Source organism: Streptomyces sp. NPDC107522 (assembly GCF_055657525.1).
The window spans coordinates 595280-610346 of record NZ_JBVKAU010000004.1; the positions used below are offsets into that span (position 1 = coordinate 595280).

At 70.9% G+C, this 15067-nt stretch carries 13 protein-coding genes and 1 tRNA gene; 8 read left to right on the forward strand and 6 right to left on the reverse strand.

Annotation, left to right across the window (positions count from 1 at the left end):
* The first annotated feature begins 169 nt into the window (after window positions 1-169).
* Entirely contained in the window at window positions 170-1303 is a 1134-nt protein-coding gene (locus ACZ7L6_RS16740) for an acyl-CoA dehydrogenase family protein (protein ID WP_471924421.1), read from the forward strand.
* A 20-nt stretch (window positions 1304-1323) separates the two neighbouring features.
* On the opposite strand, the gene ACZ7L6_RS16745 is transcribed toward ACZ7L6_RS16740, so the two are convergent.
* From ACZ7L6_RS16745 to ACZ7L6_RS16760, 4 genes are all read right to left on the reverse strand, one after another.
* Window positions 1324-1671 (reverse strand): rhodanese-like domain-containing protein, encoded by a 348-nt coding sequence (locus ACZ7L6_RS16745; protein WP_471924423.1) that lies wholly within the window; start codon window positions 1669-1671, stop codon window positions 1324-1326.
* 164 nt (window positions 1672-1835) lie between these two features.
* A complete protein-coding gene (locus ACZ7L6_RS16750; RefSeq protein WP_471924425.1) occupies window positions 1836-2738 on the reverse strand; it encodes a hypothetical protein in 903 nt (300 codons plus the stop codon).
* Between the two features lie 231 nt (window positions 2739-2969).
* Window positions 2970-4439 carry a DUF2252 domain-containing protein gene (locus ACZ7L6_RS16755; RefSeq protein WP_471924427.1) on the reverse strand — a complete coding sequence of 490 codons (1470 nt, stop codon included), beginning with the start codon at window positions 4437-4439 and terminating at the stop codon, window positions 2970-2972.
* A 234-nt stretch (window positions 4440-4673) separates the two neighbouring features.
* Window positions 4674-5039 carry a winged helix-turn-helix transcriptional regulator gene (locus ACZ7L6_RS16760; RefSeq protein WP_471924429.1) on the reverse strand — a complete coding sequence of 122 codons (366 nt, stop codon included), beginning with the start codon at window positions 5037-5039 and terminating at the stop codon, window positions 4674-4676.
* Window positions 5040-5141: 102 nt separating this feature from the next.
* On the opposite strand from ACZ7L6_RS16760, the gene ACZ7L6_RS16765 reads away from it, so the two are divergent.
* Window positions 5142-5792 (forward strand): FMN-dependent NADH-azoreductase, encoded by a 651-nt coding sequence (locus tag ACZ7L6_RS16765; protein WP_471924431.1) that lies wholly within the window; start codon window positions 5142-5144, stop codon window positions 5790-5792.
* A gap of 375 nt (window positions 5793-6167) precedes the next feature.
* On the opposite strand, the gene ACZ7L6_RS16770 is transcribed toward ACZ7L6_RS16765, so the two are convergent.
* A complete protein-coding gene (locus ACZ7L6_RS16770) occupies window positions 6168-7430 on the reverse strand; it encodes a glycosyltransferase 87 family protein (RefSeq protein WP_471924434.1) in 1263 nt (420 codons plus the stop codon).
* 368 nt (window positions 7431-7798) lie between these two features.
* Here ACZ7L6_RS16770 and ACZ7L6_RS16775 point away from each other — a divergent pair, with 368 nt between their 5' ends.
* Window positions 7799-8161, forward strand: a complete 363-nt coding sequence (locus ACZ7L6_RS16775) for a DUF1304 domain-containing protein (RefSeq protein ID WP_471924436.1) — start codon at window positions 7799-7801, stop codon at window positions 8159-8161.
* Between the two features lie 144 nt (window positions 8162-8305).
* Here ACZ7L6_RS16775 and ACZ7L6_RS16780 read toward each other — a convergent pair.
* Window positions 8306-8389, reverse strand: a tRNA-Leu gene (locus tag ACZ7L6_RS16780).
* A 506-nt stretch (window positions 8390-8895) separates the two neighbouring features.
* Here ACZ7L6_RS16780 and ACZ7L6_RS16785 point away from each other — a divergent pair.
* The 5 genes from ACZ7L6_RS16785 to ACZ7L6_RS16805 all read left to right on the forward strand — a co-directional run bounded on the left by ACZ7L6_RS16785 (window position 8896) and on the right by ACZ7L6_RS16805 (window position 14907).
* Window positions 8896-9765, forward strand: a complete 870-nt coding sequence (locus ACZ7L6_RS16785) for an FhaA domain-containing protein (RefSeq protein ID WP_471924438.1) — start codon at window positions 8896-8898, stop codon at window positions 9763-9765.
* A gap of 10 nt (window positions 9766-9775) precedes the next feature.
* On the forward strand, window positions 9776-10288 hold the full coding sequence (locus tag ACZ7L6_RS16790; RefSeq protein WP_003999678.1) for an FHA domain-containing protein FhaB/FipA: 513 nt from the start codon (window positions 9776-9778) through the stop codon (window positions 10286-10288).
* A gap of 90 nt (window positions 10289-10378) precedes the next feature.
* A complete protein-coding gene (locus tag ACZ7L6_RS16795) occupies window positions 10379-11962 on the forward strand; it encodes a Stp1/IreP family PP2C-type Ser/Thr phosphatase (RefSeq protein ID WP_471924604.1) in 1584 nt (527 codons plus the stop codon).
* Between the two features lie 27 nt (window positions 11963-11989).
* On the forward strand, window positions 11990-13432 hold the full coding sequence (locus ACZ7L6_RS16800) for an FtsW/RodA/SpoVE family cell cycle protein (protein ID WP_471924440.1): 1443 nt from the start codon (window positions 11990-11992) through the stop codon (window positions 13430-13432).
* A complete protein-coding gene (locus ACZ7L6_RS16805; RefSeq protein ID WP_471924442.1) occupies window positions 13429-14907 on the forward strand; it encodes a peptidoglycan D,D-transpeptidase FtsI family protein in 1479 nt (492 codons plus the stop codon). Before ACZ7L6_RS16800 ends, ACZ7L6_RS16805 begins: the two co-directional genes overlap by 4 nt.
* Window positions 14908-15067 lie beyond the last annotated feature (160 nt).

Consider the following 15067-nt stretch of genomic DNA (forward strand, 5'->3'; position numbering starts at 1 on the left):
GGGCCGCGGTCGTCCACACCATACGGGGGTCCCACAAGCCCGTACGGGGGTCATACGGGACCCTACGCGGGTCCTCCACACGGGTCCTCCACGCGCCATTCCCTTCTTCTAGAACCTGTTCTACATTGACGCCCCGTCAGATCGCCGTGGGTGTGGAAGGGCAGGGACCGTGGACTTCACCTTCACCGAGGAGCAGCAGGCGGCGGCCGAGGCGGCGCGCGGGGTGTTCGCCGGGGTCGCGCCGGACGCGGTGCCCTCTCCCGCGCTCACGCCGGGTGCCGTCGCCGACGACTTCGACCGCCCGCTGTGGGCCCGCCTGGCGGACGCGGACCTGCTGAGCCTGCTGCTCGCGGAGGAGTACGGCGGGGCGGGCCTGGACGCCATCGCGCTGTGCCTGGTGCTGCGCGAGTCGGCGAAGGTGCTGGCACGGGTGCCGCTGCTGGAGTACAGCGCGGCGGCAGCGGCCGTCCAGGCATACGGCGGCCCCGAGCTGAAGGCCGAGCTGCTCGCGCGGGCTGGGCGGGGTGAGGTCGTGCTGACGGTCGCCGCGCACGGCCGCACCGGCCACGACCCGGCGGAGCTCGCCGTGACCGCACGGCAGGACGGTTCGGGGTGGGTGCTGGACGGGGTGCAGACCGCGGTGCCCTGGGCGTACGACGCCGATCTCGTCGTCGTGCCGGCCCGTACGGCCGCCGACCGCACCGTCCTCGCGGTGGTGCCGCGCGGTGCGGAGGGGGTCTCGCTCGCCGAGCAGTTCTCGACCAGCGGGGAGCGGCTGGGGGAGCTGCGGCTGGAGTCGGTGCGGCTCGCGGCACGGGACGTCATCGACGCCGAGGGAGCGTGGGAGTGGCTGCGGGAGCTGCTCGCCACCGGGACGTGTGCGCTGGCGCTCGGGCTGGGCGAGCGGGTGCTGGGGATGACCTCGGAGTATGCGAGCAAGCGGGAGCAGTTCGGGCATCCGATCGCCACGTTCCAGGCGGTCGCCGTGCAGTCCGCCGACCGCTACATCGACCTGCGCGCGATGGAGGCCGCGCTATGGCAGGCCGCCTGGCGGATCGCATCAGGGGCGCCGGGGGCGCTGCCCGCCTCCGCAGACGTGGCCGTGGCCAAGATCTGGGCCTCGGAGGGCGTACGGCGGATCGTGCAGACGGCCCAGCATCTGCACGGCGGCTTCGGCGCCGACGTCGACTATCCGCTGCACCGGTACCACGCCTGGGCCAAGCACCTGGAGCTGGCGCTCGGCCCCGCGGCGGCGCACGAGGAGACACTGGGGGATCTGCTGGCGGCGCATCCGCTGGGTTGACCGGCGGAGCCCGGCTGCCCCTACAGGACGAATCCGGGCTGTCCCTCGTCGTTCACCACGGGGCGTCCCGCCGCCGCCCACACCTGCATGCCGCCGTCGACGTTCACCGCGTCGATGCCCTGCTGGACGAGGTACATCGCGACCTGGGCGGAACGCCCGCCGGAGCGGCAGATCACGTGGATCCGGCCGTCCTGCGGGGCGGCCTCGGTCAGCTCGCTGTAACGGGCGACGAACTCGCTGATCGGGATGTGCAGGGCGCCTTCGGCGTGCCCCGCCTGCCATTCGTCGTCCTCGCGGACGTCCAGGAGGAAGTCGTCGTCCTTGAGGTCGGTGACCTCGACGGTGGGTACGGCAGATCCGAAGTTCATGACCCCGACGCTACCGGACGCTGCGCCGGCCGGCGCCGGGCTCCCAAGGGGGAGGGCGGCGCGGCCGTCCGGAGAGTGCGGGCTTCGTCGTGGCCTGTCTCGCCCACGCGGCGGAGCCGCATATCGATGCAGCCCCGCGCCCCACTACGGCGACTCCCGCACCCCTAGCCGAGCAGAGCCGCCAGTTCCGCTTCCCGCTCGGCCACCTGGGCCAGGAGCTGTTCGGCGATCTCGTCCAGGAGGCGATCCGGGTCGTCCGGGGCCATGCGGAGCATCGCGCCGATCGCGCTCTCCTCCAGGTCCTTCGCGACCAGGGTGAGCATCTCCTTGCGCTGGGCGAGCCATTCGAGGCGGGCGTAGAGCTCCTCGGCAGGGGTCGGGCCCTGCTCCTTGGGCACGGGTCCCGCGGCCCACTCCTCGGCCAGCTCCCGCAGCAGCGCCTCGTCCCCTCGGGCATAGGCGGCGTTGACGCGGGTGATGAACTCCTCGCGCCGCCGCCGCTCGCCGTCCTCCTGGGCGAGGTCGGGGTGGGCCTTGCGGGCCAGCTCGCGGTAGAGCTTCCGGGCCTCGTCGCTGGGGCGCACACGCTGGGGCGGCCGCACCGACTGGTCCGTGAGCATCGCCGCGGCCTCCGGGGACAGCCCGTCGCCATCCATCCAGCCGTGGAACAGCTCCTCGACGCCGGGCATCGGCAGCACCCGGGCGCGTGCCTCGTCGGCCTTGCGGATGTCCTCGGGGTCGCCGGTGCGAGCGGCCGTCGCCTCGGCGATGCAGGCGTCCAGCTCGTCAAGGCGGGCGTACATCGGGCCGAGCTTCTGGTGGTGCAGCCGGGAGAAGTTCTCCACCTCGACCCGGAAGGTCTCCACCGCGATCTCGTACTCGATCAACGCCTGCTCAGCAGCCCGCACGGCCCGCTCCAGCCGCTCCTCGGGCCGCGCCGCACCGTCCTCGGCCGTCATCCGCGCCTCACCACCCTGCTCGGCTCCACCGGCGGGCACCTCGGCACCGCCCCGCGTCCCCGCACCTGCGGGCTCGGCCTGGGACTGCTCAGCTTCGGGCGTCGTCACCCGACCAGCGTAGGCCACACCGTGACCGCGTCAGCTGAGCCGAGCCCCGCAGCACCGCCGCCCGGACAGCACCGGCGTTGTCGCGGGCCTGCCGGGCCTGCCGGGCCTGCCGCCCCAGACCCCGCTTCGCCCTGAACGGGCCTCGTCCTCAAACTCCCCCAGAGAGGGCACCCCCAGACGGGCTGAATGACGCCGCCCGGCGCAGGCACCCGGCCACACATCCGCACCAGGTCACACGCCGACCTCCGCCGCGATCCGGCCCGCCCGGACCGCCGCCACCAGCGCGCTGTGGTCGGCCTCGGTGCGGTCGGCGTAGCTGACGGCGAATGTGGCGATCGCCTCGTCCAGTTCCTCGTTCTTGCCGCAGTAGCCGGAGATCAGGCGGGGATCGGCGCTGTGGGAATGGGCGCGGGCCAGGAGGGCGCCGGTCATGCGGGCGTAGTCGTCTATCTGGTCGGCGGCCAGCGCGGCCGGGTCGACGCTGCCCTTGCGGTTGCGGAACTGGCGTACCTGGAAGGGGCGTCCGTCGACCGTCGTCCAGCCCAGCAGGATGTCGCTGACCACCTGCATCCGCTTCTGGCCGAGGACCACGCGCCGCCCCTCGTGCGCCACCTCCGGCACCTCGAAGCCGGCCGTCAGCAGGTGCGGGACGAGGGCCGAGGGGCGGGCCTCCTTCACCTGGAGGACCAGCGACTCGCCCCGGTGGTCCAGGAGCAGCACGACGTACGAGCGGGTGCCCACGCTGCCCGTGCCCACCACGCGGAACGCCACGTCGTGCACCGCGTGACGGGCGAGAAGGGGATGGCGGTCCTCGGAGAGCGTGGTGACGTAGCCCTCCAGCGACGACGCGACCGCCGCCGCCTCCGCGTCCGGCACCCGGCGCAGTACCGGCGGTGCGTCGACGAAGCGGCGGCCGCCGTCCTCGGTCGGCTCCGTCGACTTCGCCGCGAAGCGCCCGCTGGTGTTGGCCCGCGCCTTCTCCGCGACCCGCTCCAGCGTGCCGAGCAGGTCATGGGCGTCGGTGTGGGAGACCAGTTCCTCGTCCGCGATCGCGTTCCAGGCGTCCAGCACCGAGAGCTTGGCCAGCAGCCGCATGGTGCGCCGGTAGGCACCGGCCGTGTCGTGCGCCGCCTTGCGGCAGGCGTCCTCGTCCGCGCCGGCCTCCCGGCCCGCGAGCACCAGCGAGGCGGCGAGCCGCTTGAGGTCCCACTCCCAGGGGCCGTACAGCGTCTCGTCGAAGTCGTTCAGATCGATGACCAGCCCGCCGCGCGCGTCGCCGTACAGGCCGAAGTTCGCCGCGTGCGCGTCGCCGCAGATCTGGGCGCGGATCCGGGTCATCGGGGTGCGGGCGAGGTCGTACGCCATGAGCCCCGCCGAGCCGCGCAGGAACGCGAAGGGCGTCGCCGCCATCCGGCCGACCCTGATCGGCGTCAGCTCGGGGAGCCGGCCAAGGTTGGACTCCTCGACGGCGGCCACGGCGTCGGGGCGGGCGGCGTCGAGATCGAGGACCGCGTGTTCACCGCGCGGGACCCGCCTGCGCCGGGCCTTGCCCTCCTCCTTGGGCGACCCGCCCCCGGGCCACTCGGCGAAGCCGCCCACCCGGGGCAGCCGGCGCACCACGGGCCGCGACGCCGACTCCGGCGCCACCGCAGTCGCTTCCGCATCTGCCCCCGCCGCAGTCTCCGCACCGACCTCGGTCACAGCGACCGCCTCCCCCGCTCACGCATCAACACGAACATCAACTCGTGCCGACGTTACAACCGGTGGCCGAAACGCGTCAGACCCTGTGGACAACTCCGCGGTTGTGGAAAACCGGCACCAAGCCCTGCCCGGAGCCACGCACGGATTCCTCACCGAACCCGCCATGGATTCCTCACCGAACCCTGCACGGAGTCCTCACCGAACCCTGCACGGAGTCCTCACCGAACCCCGGCCTCAGCAGCCCTCCGGCCGCTCCCCCTCGGACAGATGCTTCTTCGCCCACCCGCCGAGTTCGGTCAGCGCGGGCTCCAGTGCGGCACCCGCCTCCGTCAGCCGGTACACGACCCGCAGCGGCGGCCCCTCGTACACCTCGCGCACGACGAGTCCCGCGGCGGTCAGCTCGGTGAGCCGGTCGGACAGCATCCGCTCGCTGATGCCGGGAATCGCCCGGCGCAGGGCGACGAAGTACGCGGGCCCCGCGGTCAGGACGGACACGATCGGGCCGGTCCAGCGCTTTCCGAGCAGCTGGAAGACGCGGCTGATGCCGTCGTCGACCCGCTTGCACTCCGATACGTCGTGCCTCTGCTCACCCGCCGCCATGCCTTCAGCGTACTGCCCTCCCGTACGGGGGTGAAAAAAAGTAAGTGACTGTGTTATCCATAGTCGAGTACGAACTTTCAGTACCGACTCCTGGAGATCTCCATGGCCAAGCTCCTGCACATCGACTCCTCGGTCTTCCCGACCGACGCCTCCGCCTCCCGCGCGGTCACCGACGCCTTCCGCCGCACCTGGCAGGTACAGCACCCCGAGGCCACGGTGATCCACCGCGACCTCGCCACGAACCCCGTGCCGCACATCACCGCCCACGCCCACACCGCCGGCTTCTCCGATCCGGCCTCGCACAGCCCCGAGCAGGCCGCGGCCTTCGCGGAGCGACTGAAGCTGATCGAGGAACTGGAGCAGGCGGACGCGGTGCTGATCGGCGCCCCGATGTACAACCTGACGATCCCGTCGACGCTGAAGGCATGGCTGGACAACGTGGTCCTGTTCGGCCGTACGGCGGGCAACGCCCAGTCGGTGAAGGGCACCCCGATCACCGTCGTCGCCAGCCGTGGCGGCGCGTACGGGCCGGGCACTCCGCGCGCGGGCTACGAGTACGTGCAGAACTACCTGTCGGCGATCCTGGCCGACTTCCTCGGCGCCGACGTCGAGTTCATCGTCCCGGAGCTCACGATGGCCCCGGCCGACCCCGAGATGGCCGAGCTGGTCCCCCTCTTCGAGGCCTCCCGCGAGCGCGCACTCGACGAGGCCGCCACGAAGGCGAAGCAGCTGGCCCAGCGGCTCGCGGCCTGAGCGGCCTGAGCGGCCCAGCAGTCGCGAGGGTCGACGGCCGCACGCGCGCGTAGGGTCCCGTTCCAGCGGTACGGGCCGTACGCGCGCGTACGCGCAAGTCGCCGATACACCACGCGAGGCGGCTACACGCCTCACCGGCGCCCGCCGACTCCCCCGACACCCCTGTCGATCCCCGCACCGACACCCCTCTCGAGGACCGCGGTGGTCGAGGACCGCGACGAGTTCCCCGCCGGATGCTGCCCGACCGATGGACGCCCCGCAGGCTGCCCGACCGACGGCAGACCCGCAGGCTGCCCCACCGACGGCAGACACAGCACCACGACCAGCCCGATCACCGCGAACACCGCGACCCGCCCCGGAGCCGCGCCCCTTCCCTCACGCACGCCCGCCCCACACGACCCGCTGGACCTCCACGATCCGCTCGCCCCGCAAGACCCGCACGACCCGCTCGCCCCGCACCAACCGCCCCACCCGCCGAGCAGCCGTCACCAGCTCCGCACGCCGGAACCACGCGGCCAGGACCAGCGGATAGACCAGGTACCCGAACCGGGTCGCCGGGATCAGGCACATCGCCAGCCCCAGCCCGATCGCCAGCCGGTCCGCGGCCGCGACGACGGTCCGGGGCGGACGTACCGCCAACGACGCCGCCACGCCGACCGCGGCGACCGCGAGGGCGGCCATGGCGAGTACGGAGTCGCCGGGGACGTACGCGGCGAGAAGGTGTCCGGGCAGCGGGCTGGCCGCCGGCGAGCGCACCCCGCCCTCACCGAGCGGGAAGAGCACCACGTGCTCGACGAAGGCGTGCGGATCGGCCAAGGCCACCGGCACGACGGCCGGCACGGCCACCAGCACGGCGACGATCCCCGCCCGTACGGCCGCCCGCCGCCCCGCCGTCATCGCGAGCAGCACCAGCCCCACCGGCAGCAGCGGCCAGGCGGTCCACTTCAGCGCGGCCGCGGCCCCCATCGCCGGCCCGGCCGCCGTACCGGACCCGCCCCGGCCGGCCAGCGCCAGCCCCAGGCACATCAGCCCGATCACCGGCAGATCGACCCCGCCGACGGCCAACGGCAGCGCGACGGCCGGGCAGGCGGCGAGGAGCAGTACGGCGTTCGCAGCCGATGCCTCGTGCGCCGCGCCGCCCCTGTCCGAAGGCAGGCTTCGCCGAAGGGAGTTACGGCCATGCCCCCGCGCGGCGACCAGCATGCACACCAGGAACGCTGCACAGAACCACACCCGGGCGTCCGCGAGCGGCTCACCGCCGAACAGCGCGTGAGGTATCCCGAAGAGCGCCATGCCGGGCAGGTACGGGTTGTAGTCATCGACGCCGACCGGGTGCGGCACGTACGGGCTGACCGAGTCCAGCAGCAGGCCGCCCGAGTGCTCGACGACATGCACCTCCGACTGCGCGGCACTCACCGCGACCATCAGCGTCAGCGGGACCACGACGGAACCGATCAGCGCGGCCACCGCACCGCGCCTGCCCCAGGGGCTCGGCGACCGACGGGCGAACCCGGCGGCGACGACGTACCCGACGGCCGCGCAGGCGCCCCAGATGCGATGCGGGGTCAGCGTCGTGACCAGGGCCATGACGAGGGCGAAGCCCGCGCATCCGAGCCAGAACAGCACGTCCCAGCGCACGCGGGCACGCGCGCGTGGAGCCCGACCGGACGACCCACGGCCGCCTTGAAGGGGCTTGTGCGGTGCGGGAGGAGCGAGGACAGAACCGCCTGGCCGGACTACGGCTCCGGCAACGAGGGTGGGTGACGCGGGTGGCATCGGTGGGCTCCTGCGGAAGGGAGCTCCAATCTCGCCCGGGGGCGGAATCGGCCACCTCAGCCGAACGGCCACCGTTCACGGCCCTCGCGACGGGCGGCTCAGCCGAAAGTCCGACCGTCGAGCGTCCGACCGCCGCCAGACCACCCATCGACAGACCGACCACCACCCACAGACCACCCACCCACAGCTCGACCAGTCGAGCGCGAACATGACACCGGCACAATCACCCCATGCACCTGATCTCCGTCATCCTCGTCGCCCTCATGGCGCTGCTGCACGCCTACATCCTGGTCCTGGAGATGTTCCTGTGGCAGCGCGGCCCGGGCCGCCGTTTCCACGGCTTCGACGCCGACATGGCCCGTGCCACCGCGCCGCTGGCGGCCAACCAGGGCCTCTACAACGGCTTCCTGGCCGCGGGCCTGGTCTGGGGTCTGATCGCCGGCGACCCGACCGGTTACCGCGCCCAGATCTTCTTCCTGTCCTGCATCGTCGTCGCCGGCGTCTACGGCGCGGCCACCGCCAACCGCCGCATCCTCTTCGCCCAGGCCCTGCCGGCCGCCGTGACCCTCGCCACGGTCATCGCGGCGGGCTGACCAGGGCCGTGACCTGAGAGCTTCATCACAGGTCACGGCCGCCGCGGACACCTACCGAAGGGCAACGTGTCGAACGCAACAGAACACGCACCAGAACACAAAAGAAGAGGCGGCATCGTGACTACGATGCCGCCTCTTCGAGGGTGCGCGAGGGGGGAGTTGAACCCCCACGCCCTTGCGGGCACTGGAACCTGAATCCAGCGCGTCTGCCTATTCCGCCACCCGCGCATTGGGTGTGTCCTCCGGCTCCCTGCCCCTTGGGCCTGGCGCCTTCCGACACCCAGAACATTAGCACGCCGTCCAGGGTGGGTTCACATCCCTTATCCCCAGGCAGCCGCCGTGCAACCGCCGCGCGCCCGCCCACCAGCACAGTCGGCACGCACCCCTGAGCACCGCCCAACCCTCGGCGCCGACCGCTCCGTATCAACGAGTACCTGTTCACGTATCAACCTCGTACCGGTACCGCCCATCTCCCCAGGAGCCGGTCCAGGTCCACAGTCAGGTGCGGGACACTGGTCTGCGGCCGCCTCTACGATCCATGGCAAGACTTGTCCGTGAGGAGTTCGAACGGGAGCTCCACAGGGAACTTCGAGGGCGTCGACACCCGTCGACCGGGCCGACAGGGGGAACCAGCCGATTGACCGGCGCGTGGATACGATCAGTAAGCAGTACCAGGTAAGGCAGTACCCGCCCGGCGGGATACAGGACGAAGCAGGCTACGGAGGAGGTGCCCCATGGGAGTCCTGAAGAAGTTCGAGCAGCGTCTCGAAGGTCTGGTCAACGGCACCTTCGCCAAGGTGTTCAAGTCCGAGGTCCAGCCCGTGGAGATCGCGGGAGCGCTCCAGCGCGAGTGCGACAACAACGCGACCATCTGGAACCGCGACCGCACGGTCGTACCCAATGACTTCATCGTGGAGCTCAGCGCGCCGGACCACGAGCGGCTGAGCCCTTACTCCGGCCAGCTCGGCGACGAGCTCGCCGGCATGGTCCGCGACTACGCCAAGCAGCAGCGCTACACCTTCATGGGCCCGATCAAGGTCAACCTGGAGAAGGCCGAGGACCTCGACACCGGCCTGTACCGCGTGCGCAGCCGTACGCTCGCCGGCTCCACCGACCAGCAGGCCGGCGGCCGGCAGGCTCCCGCACCCGCCGCCCCGGCCGGGCGGCCCGGCGCCCCGGGCGGCTACGGCTACCCGCCGGCCGCCGCGCCCGCGGGCGCCCCGCCCATGCCAGCCGCGCCGCCCCCCGGCGGCCGCCCCGGTGGTTACGGCTACCCGCAGCCCGCGGGCGGCCAGCGCCCCGCGGCCCCCGCGGCCGGCGGACGCACCCGCTACTGGATCGAGATCAACGGCACCCGCCATCAGATCTCCCGCGCGACGCTGGTGCTGGGCCGCAGCACCGAGGCCGACGTGCGGATCGACGACCCCGGCGTCTCCCGCCGGCACTGCGAGATCCGGACCGGAACGCCCTCGACGATCCAGGATCTCGGTTCCACCAACGGCATCGTGGTGGACGGGCAGCACACCACCCGCGCTACGCTCCGCGACGGCTCGCGGATCGTCGTGGGCAGCACCACCGTTATCTATAGGCAAGCCGAAGGGTGAAGCGGGGGCAATGTCAGAGCTGACCCTCACGGTCATGCGGCTGGGTTTCCTGGCCGTCCTGTGGCTGTTCGTGATCGTGGCCGTGCAGGTCATCCGCAGCGACCTGTTCGGTACGCGCGTCACGCAGCGCGGTTCGCGCCGCGAGGCCGCCCGGCCGCAGCAGGCCGCGCGTCAGGCGGCGCCTCCCCAGCAGCGCGGCCAGCAGGGCGGCGGCCGCCAGCGCCGTAACGCCCCCACCAAGCTGGTCGTGTCCGAGGGCACCCTCACCGGCACCACCGTCGCGCTCCAGGGCCAGACCATCACCCTGGGCCGGGCGCACGACAGCACGATCGTGCTGGACGACGACTACGCCTCCAGCCGGCATGCCAGGATCTACCCGGACCGCGACGGTCAGTGGATCGTCGAGGACCTCGGCTCCACCAACGGCACGTACCTCGACCGAACGCGGCTGACGACCCCCACACCGATTCCGCTGGGCGCGCCGATCCGCATCGGCAAGACCGTCATCGAGCTGCGGAAGTAGTACGACAATGAGCGAGCGGAGCGAGCACGCAACGGCGGCCCACCCCACGGGCCCCGGCGCGCTCCCGACCGGAGGGTGGGCACCGTGCGGATGTACCCGGAGCCGACAGGCGAGGTGCGCATGAGTCTGTCACTGCGCTTCGCCGCCGGATCGCACAAAGGCATGATCCGGGAGGGCAACGAGGACTCCGGATACGCCGGACCCCGCCTGCTCGCCATCGCCGACGGCATGGGCGGCGCGGCCGCGGGCGAGGTCGCCTCCTCCGAGGCGATCTCCACCATCGTCGCCCTCGACGACGACATCCCCGGCTCCGACGTCCTCACCTCCCTCGGCACGGCCGTCCAGCGCGCCAACGACCAGCTGCGCGCCATGGTCGAGGAGGACCCGCAGCTCGAAGGCATGGGCACCACGCTCACCGCCCTGCTGTGGACCGGACAGCGCCTCGGCCTCGTCCACGTCGGCGACTCACGCGCCTACCTGCTCCGCGACGGCGTCCTCACGCAGATCACCCAGGACCACACCTGGGTGCAGCGCCTCGTCGACGAGGGCCGTATCACCGAAGAGGAAGCCACCACCCACCCGCAGCGCTCCCTGCTGATGCGCGCCCTGGGCAGCGGCGACCATGTCGATCCCGACCTGTCCATCCGCGAGGTCCGCGCCGGCGACCGGTACCTGATCTGCTCCGACGGCCTGTCCGGGGTGGTGTCCCACCAGACCCTGGAGGACACCCTCGCCAGCTACCAGGGCCCCCAGGAGACCGTCCAGCAGCTCATCGAGCTCGCGCTGCGCGGCGGCGGCCCGGACAACATCACCGTCATCGTCGCCGACGTCCTCGACCTCGACACCGGCGACACCCTCGCCGGACAGCTGCACGACACCCCGGTCGTGGTCGGCGCCGTCGCCGAGAACCAGAACCACCTGCACGACAACGGCATCATGCAGACCCCGGCCGGACGCGCCTCCGGGCTCGGCCGCCAGGTCCCCGGACAGGGCGGCGGGGGCGGCGAGTTCGGCCCGCCCGGCTCCGGCGACGTCACGGGGTTCATCCCGACCGACGGCTTCGGCTACACCGACGACGACTTCGTCAAGCCCCGCAAGGGCCGCAAGTGGCTGAAGAGATCCTTCTACATCGCGCTCGCGCTCGGTGTGATCGGCGGCGGCATGTACGGCGGCTGGCGCTGGACGCAGACCCAGTACTACGTCGGCACCAACGACGAACACGTCGCCCTGTACCGGGGGATCAGCCAGGACCTGGCCTGGGTCTCGCTGTCGAAGGTGGAGAAGGACCACCCCGAGATCGAACTCAAGTACCTGCCGCCGTACCAGCGCAAGGGCGTCGAGGGGACCATCGCCGAAGGCAGCCTGAAGGACGCGCAGGCGAAGATCGACGAGCTCGCCGTGCAGGCCTCCGCATGCAAGAAGCGGTCCGAGCAGCAGGCCGCCGAGAGCGAGCAGAACTCCAAGACGGGCGAGGGCGAGGCCGGAGGCACCACGGGAACCACCCGTACCTCCCTTACGTCCAAGGCGACACCGACGCCGAACCCGTCGGCGTCCAAGTCCCCGACCCCCAACCCGTCCACCTCCACCTCCCCGACACCGACTGCGACGCCAAACCCCGGCCCGACCCTCTCGGAGGAAGAGCAGAAGGTCGTCACGAACTGCGGTACGCAGTAGGCAAGCCGTGAGAGGCCCCGTCACACGATGAGCAGTACTACGAACTCGCCGACGCATCACACATCCACGATCGGCGCGATCGGCGCACCGAGCCGCCGCAACACCGAACTCGCGCTCCTGGTGTTCGCGGTTGTCATCCCGGTGTTCGCCTACGCCAACGTGGGGTTGGCGATCAACGACCAGGTGCCGCCCGGACTGCTGAGCTACGGCATCGGACTCGGGCTGCTCGCGGGCATCGGCCATCTCGCCGTACGCAAATTCGCGCCCTACGCCGACCCGCTGATGCTGCCGCTGGCCACCCTGCTCAACGGTCTCGGCCTGGTCGTCATCTGGCGTCTGGACCAGTCGAAGCGACTCAGCAACTACGCCGATGCCGCACCGCGCCAGCTGCTTTACTCCGCGATGGGCGTCGCCCTGCTCGTGGTCGTGCTGATCTTCCTCAAGGACCACCGCGTCCTGCAGCGCTACACCTACATCTCCATGGCCGGTGCGCTGTTCCTGCTGATCCTGCCGCTCGTGCCCGGACTCAGCGCCCCCACCTACGGCGCCAAGATCTGGATCAAGATCCCCGGCCTCGGCACGCTGCAGCCCGGTGAGTTCGCGAAAATCGTCCTCGCGGTCTTCTTCGCCGGCTACCTCATGGTCAAGAGAGACGCCCTGGCCCTGGCCAGCCGGCGTTTCATGGGCCTGTACCTGCCGCGCGGCCGCGACCTCGGTCCGATCCTCGTCGTCTGGGTGATGTCGATCCTCATCCTGGTCTTCGAGACCGACCTCGGTACATCCCTGCTGTTCTTCGGAATGTTCGTCATCATGCTGTACGTCGCCACCGAGCGGACCAGCTGGATCGTCTTCGGTCTGCTGATGTCCGCGGTCGGTGCCGTCGGCGTGGCGAGCTTCGAGCCGCACATCCAGACGCGTGTGCAGGCCTGGCTCGACCCGATGCGCGAGTTCCAGCTCAGCCGCTCCGGGGTCCAGGACGGCATCGTCCACTCCGAGCAGGCCATGCAGGCCCTGTGGGCCTTCGGCTCCGGCGGCACCCTCGGCACCGGCCTCGGCCAGGGCAACTCCGACCTCATCGGCTTCGCCGCCAACTCCGACTTCATCCTCGCCACCTTCGGCGAGGAGCTGGGCCTGGCGGGCGTCATGGCGATCCTGCTGCTCTACGGCCTGATCGTCGAGCGCGGCGTGCGCACGGCCCTCGCGGCCCGCGACCCGTTCGGCAAGCTGCTGGCCGTCGGCCTGTCCGGCGCCTTCGCCCTCCAGGTCTTCGTCGTGGCCGGCGGTGTCATGGGCCTCATTCCGCTGACCGGTATGACGCTGCCCTTCGTGGCGTACGGCGGCTCCTCCGTCATCGCCAACTGGGCCCTGATCGGCATCCTGCTCCGGATCAGCGACACCGCGCGCCGCCCGGCACCCGCCCCCGCCCCCAACCCCGACGCCGAAATGACCCAGGTGGTCCGCCCGTCATGAACAAGCCCCTGCGCCGGATCGCGATCTTCTGCGGACTCCTCGTCCTGGCACTGCTCATCCGCGACAACTGGATCCAGTACGTCCAGGCCGACGAACTCAGGACGAACAAGGACAACCGCCGCGTCATCATCGAGCGCTACGGCACTCCGCGCGGCAACATCATCGTCGACGGCGAGGCGATCACGGGCTCGAAGGAGACCGACGGCAGCGACTTCAAGTTCAAGCGCACCTATACGAACGGCCCCATGTGGGCGCCCGTCACCGGGTACGCCTCGCAGGCCTTCGGCGCCAACCAACTGGAGTCCATCGAGGACGGCATCCTCACCGGCAACGACGACCGGCTCTTCTTCCGCAACACCCTCGACATGCTCACGGGCAAGGAGAGGGAAGGCGGAAACGTGGTCACCACCCTCAGCGCCGCCGCACAGAAGGCCGCGTACAACGGTCTGAAGAAGCAGGGCGGCAAGGGCGCCGTCGCGGCCATCGAGCCGTCCACCGGCAAGATCCTGGCGCTGGCGTCCTACCCGTCGTACGACCCCTCGTCCTTCGCCGGCAACTCCACGACGACCGACACCGAGGCGTGGCAGAAGCTGCAGAAGAAGAACAACCCGGACGACCCCATGCTCAACCGGGCGCTGCGCGAGGTCTACCCGCCGGGCTCCACCTTCAAGGTGGTCACCGCGGCCGCGGCACTGGAGAACGGCCTGTACACGGAAGCGGACCAGAACACCAAGACGCCGCTGCCCTGGACCATGCCGGGCACCACGACCCCGCTGAAGAACGAGGGCGACATCCCCTGCAAGAACGCCACGCTGCGGGTCGCCCTGCAGTACTCCTGCAACACCGTCTTCGGCAAGATCGGCTCCGACCTCGGCAACGACAAGATGCTGGAGGAGGCCAAGAAGTTCGGCTTCACCGAGGAGCAGTTCACGCCGATCCGCACCAGCGCGTCGGTCTTCTCCGACGACATGAACCCCTCGCAGACCGCGCTGTCCTCCATCGGCCAGTTCAACACCGCCGCCACCCCGCTGCAGATGGCCATGGTCGCCTCGGCCGTCGCCAATGACGGCACGCTGATGAAGCCGTACATGGTCGACGAGCTCCAGACGAACAACCTCGACCCCCTCGAGAAGACCACCCCCGAAGAGATGAGCCAGCCTCTTTCGGCGGAGAACGCGCAGATCCTGCAGTCGATGATGGAGACGGTCGTCCAGGACGGCACCGGCAAGAACGCACAGATCGACGGCGTCAAGGTGGGCGGCAAGACCGGTACCGCGCAGCACGGTGTCGACAACAGCGAGAACCCCTACGCGTGGTTCATCTCCTACGCCAAGCTCGCCGACGGCAGCTCGCCCGTCGCGGTGGCCGTAGTGATCGAGGACGATCAGGCGGTCCGCGACGACATCTCCGGCGGCGGCCTCGCGGCCCCCATCGCCAAAAGCGTCATGGAGGCGGTCATCGGCAACAAGAAGTGACCCCGCTCACGTCCCCTTCACATCGGTGCACGTTGCGATACCGGTCCTGTATCGGGTTCTGGGCTTGGCCAGGTCACACAAGATGAGCCGGGTACGGTATGCCCGGACGGCACACCGACACACCCACAAGGGTGAGGTCGGGACCGACGGAGAGGGCTGG

Bases quoted from the DNA above. Each gene is read 5' to 3' on its own strand.
- ACZ7L6_RS16745 (WP_471924423.1), bottom strand. From the start codon at position 1,671: ATGAACTTCGGATCTGCCGTACCCACCGTCGAGGTCACCGACCTCAAG.
- ACZ7L6_RS16760 (WP_471924429.1), bottom strand. From the start codon at position 5,039: ATGGCGGCGGGTGAGCAGAGGCACGACGTATCGGAGTGCAAGCGGGTC.
- ACZ7L6_RS16765 (WP_471924431.1), top strand. From the start codon at position 5,142: ATGGCCAAGCTCCTGCACATCGACTCCTCGGTCTTCCCGACCGACGCC.
- ACZ7L6_RS16775 (WP_471924436.1), top strand. From the start codon at position 7,799: ATGCACCTGATCTCCGTCATCCTCGTCGCCCTCATGGCGCTGCTGCAC.
- ACZ7L6_RS16785 (WP_471924438.1), top strand. From the start codon at position 8,896: ATGGGAGTCCTGAAGAAGTTCGAGCAGCGTCTCGAAGGTCTGGTCAAC.
- ACZ7L6_RS16790 (WP_003999678.1), top strand. From the start codon at position 9,776: ATGTCAGAGCTGACCCTCACGGTCATGCGGCTGGGTTTCCTGGCCGTC.
- ACZ7L6_RS16795 (WP_471924604.1), top strand. From the start codon at position 10,379: ATGTACCCGGAGCCGACAGGCGAGGTGCGCATGAGTCTGTCACTGCGC.
- ACZ7L6_RS16800 (WP_471924440.1), top strand. From the start codon at position 11,990: ATGAGCAGTACTACGAACTCGCCGACGCATCACACATCCACGATCGGC.
- ACZ7L6_RS16805 (WP_471924442.1), top strand. From the start codon at position 13,429: ATGAACAAGCCCCTGCGCCGGATCGCGATCTTCTGCGGACTCCTCGTC.